The sequence below is a fragment of the Breoghania sp. L-A4 genome, assembly GCF_003432385.1.
In the GTDB taxonomy this organism is placed as follows: Bacteria; Pseudomonadota; Alphaproteobacteria; order Rhizobiales; family Stappiaceae; genus Breoghania.
Genome location: NZ_CP031841.1, coordinates 955,657 through 969,600, shown reverse-complemented (window position 1 = coordinate 969,600; position 13,944 = coordinate 955,657). Strand labels below are relative to the sequence as shown.

11 protein-coding genes are annotated in these 13,944 nt (G+C 65.2%); 7 read left to right on the top strand and 4 right to left on the bottom strand.

The annotated features are described in order from the left end of the window. Nucleotides 1–30: 30 nt before the first annotated feature. The 7 genes from D1F64_RS04515 to D1F64_RS04490 all read left to right on the top strand — a co-directional run bounded on the left by D1F64_RS04515 (nt 31) and on the right by D1F64_RS04490 (nt 8,762). Nucleotides 31–1,050, top strand: coding sequence for a bifunctional riboflavin kinase/FAD synthetase (locus tag D1F64_RS04515; protein WP_117414432.1), 1,020 nt, complete (start codon nt 31–33; stop codon nt 1,048–1,050). 2 nt (nt 1,051–1,052) lie between these two features. After that, nucleotides 1,053–1,220, top strand: coding sequence for a hypothetical protein (locus D1F64_RS23065; RefSeq protein WP_162901287.1), 168 nt, complete (start codon nt 1,053–1,055; stop codon nt 1,218–1,220). Nucleotides 1,221–1,395: 175 nt separating this feature from the next. Beyond that, entirely contained in the window at nt 1,396–4,353 is a 2,958-nt protein-coding gene (gene ileS / locus D1F64_RS04510) for an isoleucine--tRNA ligase (RefSeq protein WP_117411441.1), read from the top strand. A gap of 22 nt (nt 4,354–4,375) precedes the next feature. Continuing rightward, nucleotides 4,376–4,876: a signal peptidase II gene (gene lspA, locus D1F64_RS04505; RefSeq protein ID WP_117411440.1), complete on the top strand. Its 501-nt coding sequence runs from the start codon at nt 4,376–4,378 to the stop codon at nt 4,874–4,876. A 150-nt stretch (nt 4,877–5,026) separates the two neighbouring features. Continuing rightward, nucleotides 5,027–5,737: a hypothetical protein gene (locus D1F64_RS04500; protein ID WP_162901286.1), complete on the top strand. Its 711-nt coding sequence runs from the start codon at nt 5,027–5,029 to the stop codon at nt 5,735–5,737. A gap of 362 nt (nt 5,738–6,099) precedes the next feature. Next, a complete protein-coding gene (locus tag D1F64_RS04495; RefSeq protein WP_117411438.1) occupies nt 6,100–7,389 on the top strand; it encodes a pitrilysin family protein in 1,290 nt (429 codons plus the stop codon). After that, the gene (locus tag D1F64_RS04490) at nt 7,389–8,762 is read left to right on the top strand and encodes a pitrilysin family protein (protein WP_117411437.1); all 1,374 of its coding nucleotides are present in this window, start codon (nt 7,389–7,391) and stop codon (nt 8,760–8,762) included. The genes D1F64_RS04495 and D1F64_RS04490 overlap by 1 nt, the downstream gene beginning before the upstream one ends. 257 nt (nt 8,763–9,019) lie before the next feature. Here D1F64_RS04490 and D1F64_RS04485 read toward each other — a convergent pair whose 3' ends face one another. From D1F64_RS04485 to D1F64_RS04470, 4 genes are all read right to left on the bottom strand, one after another. Next, complete coding sequence (locus D1F64_RS04485; protein ID WP_117411436.1) at nt 9,020–10,426, bottom strand: EAL domain-containing protein; 1,407 nt, start codon at nt 10,424–10,426, stop codon at nt 9,020–9,022. A 215-nt stretch (nt 10,427–10,641) separates the two neighbouring features. Continuing rightward, a complete protein-coding gene (locus D1F64_RS04480; RefSeq protein ID WP_117411435.1) occupies nt 10,642–11,379 on the bottom strand; it encodes an ABC transporter ATP-binding protein in 738 nt (245 codons plus the stop codon). Then, a complete protein-coding gene (locus D1F64_RS04475) occupies nt 11,379–12,617 on the bottom strand; it encodes an ABC transporter permease (protein WP_117411434.1) in 1,239 nt (412 codons plus the stop codon). Before D1F64_RS04475 ends, D1F64_RS04480 begins: the two co-directional genes overlap by 1 nt. Before the next feature lie 60 nt (nt 12,618–12,677). Further along, complete coding sequence (locus D1F64_RS04470; RefSeq protein WP_117411433.1) at nt 12,678–13,691, bottom strand: efflux RND transporter periplasmic adaptor subunit; 1,014 nt, start codon at nt 13,689–13,691, stop codon at nt 12,678–12,680. Nucleotides 13,692–13,944: the final 253 nt, after the last annotated feature.

The window sequence follows — 13,944 nt, the reverse complement described above, 5'->3', positions numbered from 1 at the left end:
CCGCACGATTTTCCAACCACGGGAAACCCCATGCTCAAACCCGCCGCGCCCGCGCCGCAGGCCTTCCAAGCCATCCCTTCGCTTGAAGCCTTCCCCGAGGCGTTGCGCGGCGCGGTTGTCGGCATCGGCAACTTCGACGGCGTGCACCGGGGTCACCAGGCTGTGCTGGAGGTGGTGCGCGAGACGGCAAAGACGCTCTCCCGCCCGGCCATCGCGCTGACCTTCGAGCCGCACCCGCGCACCGTGTTTCGGCCCGACGCACCCGTGTTCCGGCTCACGCCGGAGCATGCGAAGGCCGTGCTGATCGAGAAGGAAGGTCTCGACGGCATTCTGACGCTGCCGTTTGACCGGGCGTTTGCGGGACGCACGGCCGAGGATTTCGTCGACACCATCCTGGTCGGGCGGCTCGGCATCGCCCACGCGGTGACCGGGTATGATTTCCATTTCGGCAAGGCGCGCGCGGGGACGCCGGACTTCCTGCGCGAGGCGGGGGAGGAACGCGGCTTCGGAGTCTCCATCGTCGGCCGGCTCGGCGACGAGGGCGATGAGACGATCTCCTCAAGCCGCATCCGCCAGGCGCTGGCCGACGGCGAGATCGTGCTGGCCAATGCGCTGCTGGGCTATCGCTGGTTCGTCGAAAGCGAGGTCATTGACGGCGAGAAACGCGGCCGCGAACTCGGGTATCCCACCGCCAACATGAAGCTCGCGCCCGAAACCCGGCTCGCCGCCGGCATCTACGCGGTGCGCGTCAACATCGACGGCGTGCTGCACGCCGGGGTCGCCAGTTACGGGCGGCGCCCGATGTTCGACAACGGCGCGCCTCTGCTCGAGGTGCATGTGTTCGACTTTTCCGGCGACCTCTATGGCAAGCGGCTCGGCGTCACCTTCGTCAGCTACCTGCGCGGCGAGGAGACATTCGACTCCCTGGACGCCCTGATCGCGCAGATGGACCGCGACAGCGAGGAGGCGCGCGCCGCGCTGGCCTCCATCCGGCCGCTGTCGCCCCTTGACCAGGCGCTCTACGACCTGCCGCACGCCCGGCAAGCCTGAGCGTGCAGCACACCGTCGCCGCCCGGCCGACCCGGAATGGCGCGGACAATTGCCGCTTTATTCGCAACGCGCACGCTGCTAAACAGCATGCGATGTGGACCGATTTACGCCTTGCCTGCCGCACGATGGCCGCGGCGCTTGCACGAATTACCGGCCCGGCCTCCGAGTGACGCGCGATTTCCCCGCGCCGCGGAGGACCGGGACGAACCCGACCCGCGTGGGGCCCGGCCTTCCGGCCGCTCCCGCATCCGATCATGCCCTATCGACCGTTGAGCATGCGACAGCGCATCCGATCCCGATGACCTCCATGACCCAACGCGTCCAACCCGTCCGGCGGCACTTTTCATGAGCGACACGACACCCGATACGACCACCGAGCAGGCGGCGCGCGACTATTCGCAGACGCTGTTCCTGCCCCAGACCGACTACCCGATGCGCGCGGGCCTTCCCAAGAAGGAGCCAGAAATCCTGGCGCGCTGGAAGGAAATGGACCTCTACAGGCGCATGCGCGAGGCATCCGCCGGCAAGCCGAAGTTCCTGCTGCACGACGGCCCTCCTTACGCCAACGGCAACATCCACATCGGCCATGCGCTGAACAAGACGCTGAAGGACATCGTCACCCGCTCGATGCAGATGATGGGCTGGGACAGCAACTATGTGCCCGGCTGGGACTGCCACGGCCTGCCGATCGAATGGAAGATCGAGGAGCAGTACCGCGCCAAGGGCCGCGACAAGGACCAGGTGCCCATCAACGAGTTCCGCCAGGAATGCCGGGAGTTCGCCGAGCACTGGATCGGCGTGCAGCGCGAGGAATTCCAGCGGCTGGGCATCGAGGGTGACTGGGACAACCCCTATCTGACCATGCGCTTTGAGTCCGAGGCGGTGATCGCCTCGGAGCTGATGAAGTTCGCCACCTCCGGCCAGCTCTATCGCGGCTCCAAGCCGGTGATGTGGTCGGTGGTGGAAAAGACCGCACTGGCGGAAGCCGAGATCGAGTATCACGACTATCAGTCGGACATGATCTGGGTGAAGTTCCCGGTCAACGGGTCCGGACCGCTGGGCGATGCATCCATCGTCATCTGGACCACGACACCCTGGACGATCCCCGGCAACCGCGCGATCTCCTATTCCGACCGCATCGACTACGGCCTCTACGAGGTCACAGCGGCGGAGAATGATTTCGGCCCGCAGCCGGGCGAAAAGCTGATCTTCGCCGACAGCTTGGCGAACGAGTGCGCCGAGAAGGCAAAGATCACGCTGGAGCGCGCGCGCACCGTCACGGCGAACGAATTGGCCGCCCTCACCTGCGCGCATCCGCTGGCCGATCTCGGCTACACCTTCGACGTCCCCCTGCTTCCCGGCGACCACGTGACGGCGGACACGGGCACGGGCTTCGTGCACACGGCGCCGGGCCACGGCACGGACGATTTCGAGGTCTGGATGGACAATGCGCGGGCGCTCGAGGCGCGCGGCATCTCCCCGGCCATCCCCTTCACTGTGGATGACGCGGGCTATTTCACCAAGGACGCGCCGGGCTTCGGGCCGGACTCCGAGGACGGTGCGGCCCAGGTCATCACCCACAAGGGCGACAAGGGCAACGCCAACGAGCGCGTCATCAAGGCGCTGATCGCAGCCAACGCCCTGTTCGCGCGCGGCCGGCTGAAGCATCAGTACCCGCATTCCTGGCGCTCCAAGAAGCCGGTGATCTTCCGCAACACGCCGCAGTGGTTCGTCTACATGGACCGCGATCTCGAAGGCCCGGGCGATACGCTGCGCGCCCGCGCGCTCACCGCCATCGACGAAACGCGCTTCGTGCCGGCGTCCGGCCAGAAGCGGCTGCGCGGCATGATCGAGAACCGGCCCGACTGGGTGCTGTCACGCCAGCGCGCCTGGGGCGTGCCGATCACCGTCTTCGTCAACAAGGAGACCGGCGAGGTCCTCAAGGACGTCACGGTCAACGCGGCCATCCACAACGCCTTCGCCGCCGAGGGCGCTGACGCCTGGTTCGCCGAGGGCGCCAAGGAACGGTTCCTGGGCAATGCCTACAATCCGGAGGAATGGAACAAGGTCGACGACATTCTCGACGTGTGGTTCGATTCCGGCTCCACCCACGCCTTCTGCCTGGAAAAACGCGAGGACCTCATGCCGAAGCGCAAGCGCGACGGCGGCGAGGACTACGTTCTCTATCTGGAAGGCTCCGACCAGCATCGCGGCTGGTTCCACTCATCGCTGCTGGAATCCTGCGGCACGCGCGGCCATGCCCCGTTTGACGCGGTGCTGACGCATGGCTTCACCATGGCCGAGGACGGCCGCAAGATGTCGAAATCGCTGGGCAACCAGACGTTTCCGCAGGACATCATCAAGCAGTATGGCGCCGACATCCTGCGCCTTTGGGTCTCGTCGTCCGACTACGCCGACGACCAGCGCATCGGGCCGGAGATCCTGAAGACCAACGCCGACGCCTACCGCAAGATGCGCAACACGCTGCGCTGGATGCTCGGCTCGCTCGCCCATTACACCGGCGAGGAGGTCGCCATGGCCGACATGCCGGAGCTGGAGCGGCTGATGCTGCACCGGCTGGCCGAGCTCGATGCCGTGGTGCGCAAGGGATACGAGGATTTCGACTTCAAGCGGGTGTTCTCGCAGGTCTTCAACTTCATGACGCTGGATCTCTCCGCCTTCTATTTCGATATCCGCAAGGACACGCTGTATTGCGATCCGGTGTCCTCGGCGCGCCGCAAGGCGTCGCTGATGGTCATCGAGAAGCTCTTCGGCGCCGTGGTCACCTGGCTGGCGCCGCTGATGCCCTTCACCATGGAAGAGACATGGACGTCGCGCTACGGCGAGGACTCGGGCTCGGTGCACCTGCAGCAGTTCCCGGCGTTTCCCGCGGACTGGCGCGACGATGCGCTGGCGGCGCGCTGGACGAAGATCCGCACCGTGCGCCGCGTCGTTACCGGCGCGCTGGAGATCGAGCGGCGCGAAAAGCGAATCGGTTCCTCGCTCGAGGCGCATCCGCAGGTCTACATCAGTGACGCCGATCTGCTGGCCGCACTCGAAGGCCGGGACATGGCGGACATCTGCATCACCAGCCAGTTGACCGTCATCGAAGGCGAGGCGCCCGAGGGCGCATTCACGCTGGACGACGTGCAATCCGTCGGTGTCGTCCCGGCGCTCGCCGAGGGCCGCAAATGCGCCCGCTCGTGGAAGATCCTGCCCGAGGTCGGAACCATCGCGGATTATCCCGACGTCACCCCGCGCGACGCCGAGGCGCTGCGCGAGTGGGACGCACGCCACGGCTGACCATGAGCAGGAGCACGCGCGCATGACCCGCCGTTTGTGGGGACCCTTCAGCCCGGCGGTGGCGTGGATCACGCTGGCCGGGCTGATCGCGGACCAGGCGTCGAAGCTGTGGCTGCTGCACGGCTATGGGCTGGCGGAGCGCGGCGGCGTCGCGCTGGCACCGTTCCTGGATATCGTTCTGGTCTGGAATCGCGGCATTTCCTACGGTCTGTTCCAGCAGGACGGCGATGCCGGCCGCTGGGCTCTGGCGGGTTTCACCGTGGTGGCTTCCGTCGGCATTTGGATCTGGAGCGTGCACGCGGAAACCCGGCTGCAGGCCCTCGGTCTCGCCCTGATCCTCGGCGGCGCCATCGGCAATGGCATCGACCGGCTCGCCTACGGCGCTGTCGCGGACTTCGTGCATTTCCACGTGGGCGACTTCTCGTGGTATGTGTTCAATCTGGCCGATGCATGGATCGTTGCAGGCGTCGCGGCGCTCCTGTATGACTGGGCTTTCGGCGGCCCGAAAATTGCCGCAAAATAAGCGTCCTGTCGGGCGGATCGGTGACTGACCCGGACATTCGGGGAGGCGCCACGGCCCGATATGCGGTTGCCGCGATGCATATGAGTGGCGTCGCGGATCAATCACATGCACGAACGCCGCCGCCAGGCATGCAGACAAGGATTCAGACCCGTGCCGAGTTTCCGACCGCGTACCATTGCCCGTCTTGTCCTGATCTCCGGCGTCGCCGCCGGATTGAGCGGCTGCATGTCCGGCGGGCAGGACGGCTTCTACGGCAACGGCTCGGAAGCCCCTGACGTCGCCGCGGTGAAGCGGGTGATGACCGGAATCGGCCTGATGGATCCCCAGGCGCAGCCGATCGACTACAAGCCGCGCGCGCCGCTTGCCGTGCCGCCGTCGACGACCACCCTTCCCGATCCGCAGGCCGATGTGGCCAATGCGGAAAACCTGCCCGCCAACTGGCCGCGCAACAAGGATGCCGAGCTTCTCGCCTTGCAGCGTTCGCGTCAGGCGACGGGCGGCGAGGCTCTGCGCGAGGCCAATCGTGGTCCCGACCGGTTGAGTGTCGAGGAACTTCAGGCCGGCACGCGCGCAAGCTCGCGGCCGGCGCGCACCGCGGAACAGCAAAAAGCCGCGATCCAGGGCATGAAGGACAATCCCAACAACCGTCTGACACCGACCCAGTTGCGCACGCAGAAGCTGATCAAGCCTGAAACAGCCTCACTGCTGGGTCCCGACGGCAAGCCGACACGCCGCTATCTCGTCGAACCGCCGATCGAATACAGCACGCCCGCCGATTCCGCCCCGCTCGCGCTTCCGAAGGTAGTTGAGGGGCCGAAGAAGCATTGGATGGACGAGCGCAAGGACAGCGGGCCGAAATAGCCCGCGCCACCGCCGCCCCGCGCACGTTTTTCATGCACGCGCGACGCTGCTCCGCCTGAGATCTCAGGCGGGAGCGCTGGCGGACGCCACCGCGCATGTTTCGCCGGGAATCGCGCGTACCGGCTTTGCCCGCCGCCGGTGTCCAACAAACACCTACATTACGCATTTTTCATAAAACTCCGCCCGCAAAGGGCCTATATCCTTGTCTAGGTCATGCCTCGACCTCCGGTGAATTCAGCAAGGAGCCCCTTCGTGTCCGATTTCCCGATGAAACTCGCCGCCCTGGCGGTCAGCAGCCTCGTGGCGCTGCCGTTTTCCGCGCTGCCCGCGCGCGCCGAGACCCCTCCTCCGACCAGCAAGTGATGATCGGCGCGAACGCCGTCACGGCGATGCTGGACAACGGTCTCGAGGTGGTCGTGATCCCCGACCGCCGCGCACCGGTCGTGACCCACATGATCTGGTACAAAGTGGGCGCCGCCGACGAGCCGCCAGGCCGCTCGGGCATCGCCCATTTTCTCGAGCATCTGATGTTCAAGGGCACGACCAACCATCCGGGCAACGAATTTTCCACCAAGGTCGCTGAAATCGGCGGTCAGGAAAACGCCTTCACCTCGGCTGACTACACCGCCTACTTCCAGCGCGTGGCCAAGGAGCATCTGGGCCTGATGATGGCGTTTGAGGCCGACCGGATGGAGAACCTGATCCTGACGGAAGAGGTCGTGGCGCCCGAGCGCCAGGTCGTTCTGGAAGAACGCGCGCAGCGGGTGGACAACGATCCCGGCGCGCGGCTTGGCGAGACGATGGACGCCATGCTCTACGTCAACCACCCCTACGGCACTCCGGTCATCGGCTGGGAAGACGAGATCAAGGCGCTGAGCGCCAAGAGCGCCATTGAGTATTACGATCGCTACTACACGCCGAACAACGCAGTCCTGGTGGTCGCGGGCGACGTCGAGCCGGACGCGGTGATCGCTCTGGCGAAGGAAACCTACGGCAAGGTCGCCCGGCGCGCCGAGCCGCCGCAGCGCATCCGCCCCGCGGAACCCGTGCTGTATGGCGCACGCATCGTGCGGCTGGCCGATGAACAGGTGCGCCAGCCGAGCATCCGCGAAGCGTGGCTGGTGCCCAGCTACGCCAACGCCGAACCCGGCGAGGCCGAAGCCATCGACCTGCTCGCGGACATTCTGGGAAGCGGCGCCACCAGCCGCATGTACCGCAAGCTCGTCGTCGAGGACAAGCTAGCGACCAGCGCGGGAGGCTGGTACCAGAGCTCCGGCATCGACCAGACCCGATTCATGGTCTACGGCGTGCCGCATGACGGGGTGACGCTTGAGGATCTGCGCGACGGCATGCGCGCCGTCATCGCCGACATCGCCGAAAACGGCGTGACCACCGAGGAGCTCGACAGGGCGAAGCGCAAGGTGCTCGCCAGCGCCATCTACTCGCAGGACAGCCAGTCATCCCTGGCGCGGATCTTCGGCACCTCGCTGACCACCGGCAACACCGTGGCCGACGTGCAGCAGTGGCCCGAGCGCATCCAGCAGGTCACCGCCGAGCAGGTGCAGGCCGCTGCCAAGAAATATCTCACCGGTGACGACTCCGTGACCGCCTATCTCACAGGCAAGCCGGCCAAGGACGGGAACAAATCATAATGAAACATTCTGGTCCCAAATCCCGCGCACTGGCGCTTCAATCCGGTGCCGGTGCACTTCAGCGCACACTTCTCTCGATCTTGCTGCTGGCAACGCTTGCGGCCGTGTGGCTCCTGCTGGCCGCCCCCGCGCGCGCGACCGAAATCCAGCGCGTGGTGAGTCCCGGCGGCATCGAGGCATGGTTGGTCGAGGAACACGCCATCCCGCTGATCTCTGTGCAGATCGGCTTTACCGGCGGCGGCACGCAGGATCCGCCGGGCAAGGAGGGTCTTGCGCGGCTGATGGCCAGCCTTCTCGACGAAGGGGCCGGCGATATGGATTCGCAAGCCTTCCAGACGCAGCTTGAGGATCTGTCCATCGAGCTGGGTTTCAGCGCCGCAAGTGACAGCTTCACCGGCAGCCTGAAGACCCTGTCGATCAACCGCGACGTCGCCTTCGACATGATGCGGCTGGCGCTGAGCGAACCCCGGTTCGACCCGGATCCGATCGATCGCATGCGCCGCCAGGCGATTTCCGGGTTGCGGCAGGAAGAGCGCGATCCCGACGCCATCGCGGGCCGCCTGTGGTTCGCCACGGCCTTTCCCGACCATCCCTACGGCCGCCCCACCAAGGGCACCGAGGAAAGTCTGGACACCGTGACCCGCGACGATCTCGTGACGATTCACGCCCGAATGATCGCCCGCGAGACGCTGAAGATCGCCGTCGTCGGCGCCATCGACGCCAAGACACTCGGCCCCCTGCTCGACAAGACCTTCGGGGCGCTTCCGGAGAAAGCGGAGCTGACGCCGGTTGCCGACGTCATTCCGCGAGGCGGCCAGCATGAAACCGTCGCCATGGATGTGCCGCAGACGGTCATTCGCTTCGGCCTGCCCGGCCTGAAGCGGGCCGATCCGGACTTCATCCCCGCCTTCATCATGAACCACATCCTTGGCGGCGGCTCGTTCTCATCGCGGCTCTACGAGGAGGTGCGCGAGAAACGCGGCCTGGCCTATTCGGTGTGGACCTATCTCGCGCCCTATGATCATTCCGGCGTGCTGATGGGCGGCACCGCGACGCGGGCGGACAATGCGGAAAAAACCCTCGAGGTGATCAGCCAGGAATTGCGGCGGATGGCCGAGGAAGGCCCGACCGCGGAGGAACTGGCCAAGGCGAAGAGTTATCTCACAGGATCCTATGCGCTGCGTTTCGACACGTCGGACAAGATCGCGGGCCAACTCGTGGGCATCCAGATGGAAGGTCTCGGCATCGACTATATCGACAAGCGCAACGGGCTGATTGACGCGGTGACGCTCGACGACGTGAAGCGGATAGCGGCCGAACTTCTGGACGCCAAGCCGCCCACGATCGTCACTGTGGGCCGTGCGGCGTCTTAGAAACCGAGAATCACGGCGCCGAAAACGCAAAAGGCTTCGCGGTATCCGCAGGGCCTTTTTGCTTTCGTGACAAAGTCGAAAATCCCTCCATTCGTCATGGTCTGGCTTGTCCCGACCATCCATAAGCCGTTGAAAATCATGGATCCTCGGCACAAGGCCGAGGATGACGACCGAGAGGTAAGAGCCAGTTCATCAAGCTCGGACCCCGCGGCTGTCGCGGGGCGTTTTGCGTATCCGTCGTGTCGGGAGGTGCGTGATCAGCTGGCGACGCGCTTGCGGTCGGCAGGCGGCTGCGCGCCGCCCTGCACCACGTCCGAGCGCACCGGGCGCGGCGGCGAGAACAGGAATCCCTGACCAAAATGAATGCCGAAGTCGAGCAGCTCGATGACCTGCGCCTCGGTCTCGATCTGGTCGGCAATCAGTTGAACGCCATAGCGCGCGAGCAGACTGGACACATCCTCGGGATGGATATCGCCCGTGTCCGTCGGAATGCGTCCGAGCAGCCTGTCGGCGGAAATCTTGGCATAGTGAAAGCCGCGCTCGTTCAGGGCGCGGAAATTCGTACGCAGGTTGGTCACCTGGTCGACGGAGAACTGGAAGCCGAGATTGGCCAGTGCCGCCAGGCTTTCGTTCTCCACCGCGCCCATCTCCTCGACGGCGGCCTGGGTGAACTCAAACACCATGTATTCCGCCAGCGTCTGATTCTTCTGCATGAAGTCGATGAAGCCGGGGAAGAAATTGTCGTCGACCAGCGTCGACGGCGAGACGTTGCAGAACAGGCCGACGGAGCGGTTGCGCGTCGACAGGCGGCGCAGGACCTGCACCGAGCGCAGCAGCAGGGTGTTGTCGATGCCGGGCATCAATCCGTTGCGCTCGGCGATCTCGATGTAATCCGCCGGCAGCATGATCTCGCCGTCGTCCGCGCGCAGCCGCGTCAAGGCTTCGTAGAATCGCACCTGGCGCTGGGGCAGGGAAACGATCGGCTGCAGATACAGATCGATCCGGCTGGCATCGATGGCGCTCCGGACGGCCTCGCGCAGCGCCGCATCGGCGGCGGCATTGCGCGATTTGGGTGCGCCGGCGCCGTTGGACCACAGCTTGCCGTCGGGCTGTTCCCAGCCATTGGCGGCACCCGGGGCGACGGAATTCGGCGCATAGCCGTGGCTGCCCGGGAATGCGGGCCGGTCCAGATCGTTTCTGGGCGCCGCCAGGCTGGCTTGCGGCTGGCCGTGATAATCGTTCTGGGGGTGATGCGCGATCTGGGGCGCCTCAACGATCTGCGTCTCCAGATCGGCGACGGTTTCCGCGATCTGCTTGACCAGCGTACCGAGAACCTCGATCTCCACATACATCGGCTCGATTTCGGCGCGGGCGCGATTGGGAAATCCGTTCTCGATGGCGGTCAGCCTGCGTTCGAGATTCTGCAGTTCCTGATCGATCTGGCCGATGCCACCGTCGAGCATATCGGAGCGATGCCGGGCCTCATTGCGATCGCGCGAGCGCATGACCATGATGTTGACCAGAAACTCGGCGACCAGAATGGCAGTGCCAATGATCACCGCGGCCCCGAGATCCGTGCCGACCTGAAAATACAGGACAGCACTGACCGAGCCGGCGATCACCACCATGCACAGACCTATGAAGAGCGAGGAAAACCAGGCCATATTTGCGTCAAGTACCCGTGCGCCGCCGAATCGATAGTATTGAGCGGGAATTCTGCCTTAAACTATAACGATATCCCAATGCCCGCCGTTGTCGATCAGGCAAAATAGCCAAAAATCAACGGATATCGCGAACAGGCTTCGTTTTTCGAAGCCCGGCCCAATAACCGTGTCCGGCTGGCCCGGCAGCGCCGGTGCGCTTTTCCCCGGTACTGTTATCAGGCGGCGGGCGTGGTTACAAAGCGTTCGTCGGATACAAGCCGCCCATCGACCAAATGCACCCCGCGATGCATCCGCGCCGCCATTTCCACATCATGGGTGACGGCGATCACGGTCTTGCCGCGCTCCTCGACGATTTGCCTGAGGATATCGAACACCTGCTCGGACGACTTGCTGTCCAGGCTCCCGGTCGGCTCGTCGGCGAGGATCAGCGGCGGTTCGTTGGCCAGCGCGCGGGCCACGGCAACCCGCTGACGCTGGCCGCCGGACAGCTGGTCGGGCTGCTTGTGCCGATGATCGGCCAGGCCGAGGGCGTCGAGCAGCTCGTCGGCGCGGCTGCGCATGGCTCCCTCTCCAACGCGCGCCAGCCGGCGCATCGGGATCATCACATTCTCCCGGATCGAGAATTCAGGCAGCAGAAAATGAAACTGAAAAACAAAGCCGAGAGTTTCCAGCCGCATTTGCGCCCGGTCCCTTTCGCTCATTTCCTGCGTGCGCTGCCCCGCAATCAGCACCTCGCCGGCGCTCGGTCTGTCGAGCAGCCCCAACAGGTACAAGAGCGACGACTTGCCCGACCCGGACGGGCCGGTAATCGCCACATACTCCCCCGGGCCGACGCTCAGGTTGATATCGGCCACCAGCGTGACGGGCACGATGCCCGACAGCACGCGGGTCACGCCGCGCGCCTCCAGCAGCAGGTCCGGATGACCCGCGGCGCGATTGGCGTGCTCATCCATCAGGTCGCCCCCCGGATGATGTCGACCGGGTTGAGCCGCGCCGCCCGGCGCGCAGGCAGATAGCCGGCGATGCCGGCGGAAGCCAGCGCGAAGCCCGATGCGATCAGATAGTGCGTGATGGTGAAATAGATCGGCAGGAAGGTGCTGTCGGTGGTGCCGGGGATCTGGAACTGCACCGTGCTCAGCGCCAGGCACAGCACATAGCCGAGCGCCCAGCCGAACAGCGACCCGGCCGCGCCGATCATCAGGCCCTCGAAGACGAACATGTACTGCATGTCGGTCTCATAGAACCCGAGCGACTTCAAAATGGCGATGTCGCGGGCCTTCTCGTGCACGATGGTGGCAACGATGTTGAAGATGCCGAAGCCCGCGACCAGCAGGATCGCGCCGACAACCGTGTACATGATCAGGTTGCGGATCACGAAGGCCTCCTGGAGACTCTTGTTGGCCTCCTGCCACGACACCGCCTTGTAGCCGATCTGGCGCTCGATGCGCGCGGCGATGGCTTCGGCGTCGTTGACATTTGAGAGCCGGATATTGAGGCGGTTGATGACGTTCGGCCGCTCGAACAGGATCTGCGCCGCCTTGAGCGGCACATAGCCGATCGTGTCGTTGGTCTGGGCGAGCGAGGAGTGAAACAGCCCGACGATCTTGTAGCGTTTGACCAGGCCGCCGGCCGACGTCACGGTGACGGTGTCGCCGAACTCGGCACCGAGTTTCCTGGTCATGCCGTCGCCCACGACAATCCCGCTGGCCGTCGACTCGAGATTGAAAAAGCTGCCCTGGACGACGTCGTCGGCGATCTTCGAGACCGCCATCTCCGCGCGCGGCTGAATTCCGGTCAGCGTCACCGCGACGTCCTTGCCACCGTAGCGCACCACGGCCTGACCGCTGAGCGCGGGCGAAAACACCCCGTCCACCCAGCTCTCCAAACCCGCACGCACCGCGACAGGATTGCGGATGCCGCGACGGTCATCATCGACGCGCAGGCCGGAAAACGCAACCGCGTCATAGAGTTCCTGCGCGGGCTGACGCGGCGGATTGCGCTCCTCGTCGGTTACCTGGACGTGCGGGATCGCATCGATCAACTGGCTGACGAAATCACGCTGCGAACCTTCCATCAGCGAGGCCATGGCGATGGAAAAGCCGACGCCCAGCATGACACCAAGGATCGATACCACGGTCTGACGAAGCCGTCCCCGGACATGGGTCATGGCGATGCGCAACAACAGGTTCATGGCGGTTCCCCGTCGGGCCCTTCAGATTCAGACGGCAGCTGTTTCAGCGGGTATGGCATGTCACCCCGGTTCGGGCGCCTCCACGCGCACCTTCTGGCCCGCTTTCAGGCCCTGGATCAGCGGCGATACGATCCGTGTCCCGTCTTCCACGCCCTCCAGCACCTCGACCGTCTCGGTGCCGCGAATACCGATGCGCAAGCTGCGCTCCTCCAGCCGGCCGTCGGAGCCGACCACGAAGATCCGGTCGCCGTTGACGGCGGCCAGCGGGACCAGCAACACATCCTGCTTGGTGCGGGTAATGATATTGACGTCCACCGACATGCCGATCAGCAGCGGCGTATCCTCGGGCTGGTCCAGATAGACGCGGTAGGTCTTGAGCACGGGGTCGCCCTTCGGCGTGATGCGCGACACCGTCGCGCCGAGCCGATTGTCGGGGAAGGCGTCCGCGCGCAGCCACGCCTGCTGGCCGACGACGACCTTGGGGATGTCCTCCTCGTTGACCTCCGAGACGATCTGCAGGGGCGACGGCTCGCCGACCCAGAACAGTACGGTTCCCGGCTCAGCCACCTCGCCCACTTCGCCGTCGCGGCGCAGAACGACGCCGTCGAGCGGGGCGCGCAGCTCGTAGTTGTCGAGTTGCGCCTTCTGCGCGGCGACAAGCGCCACGGCGCGCTGCACGTCATTGAGCGCCCTGTCGTAGGCTTGGCGGGAAATGATGCGCCGCTCGATCAGTCCTTCGGCGCGCTCGCGCTCGGCCTGGGCGAAGTCCGCGCGCGCCTCAAGTTCGGCGAGTGTCGCCCTGGCGCCGCTGTCGTCGAGCTTGCCGAGCACGTCGCCCGCCTTCACGCTGTCGCCCTCGCACCGGCACATCTCGACGATCCGCTCGCGCACGATGCTGGTCACCTTGGCCCAGCGGCGCGGTTCCACGACGCCGGTCGCGTAAACCACGTCCGCGGCGCTGCCGCGCGCCGGCGTCACGACGCTCACCGCATCCGGGCGCGCGTACCACCACCACGCGCCGCCCGCGCCAGCCGCAAGAACCGCCGCAACGACCATGTATCTTGCAATCCGCATTGCCGAAACCGCGCCCCCATTGCCGAGGCGTTCGCGCGCCTCGCCGCCTGATACTGTCAGAACCGACAGTCCATGCCACCGCACACCTGCCCACAAGTGCTGTTTTCAACACGAAGACGGCGCTGGTATGGTGATCTGTGTCAATATTCGACCGCGTTTCTGCAAAAGACTATCCGAATGTCCGGCAAGGTGTCCTATGGTTCGGTTCACACGGCCCCATGAAGAGCCGAGGAGTAGACAGTGACCGGGGGAA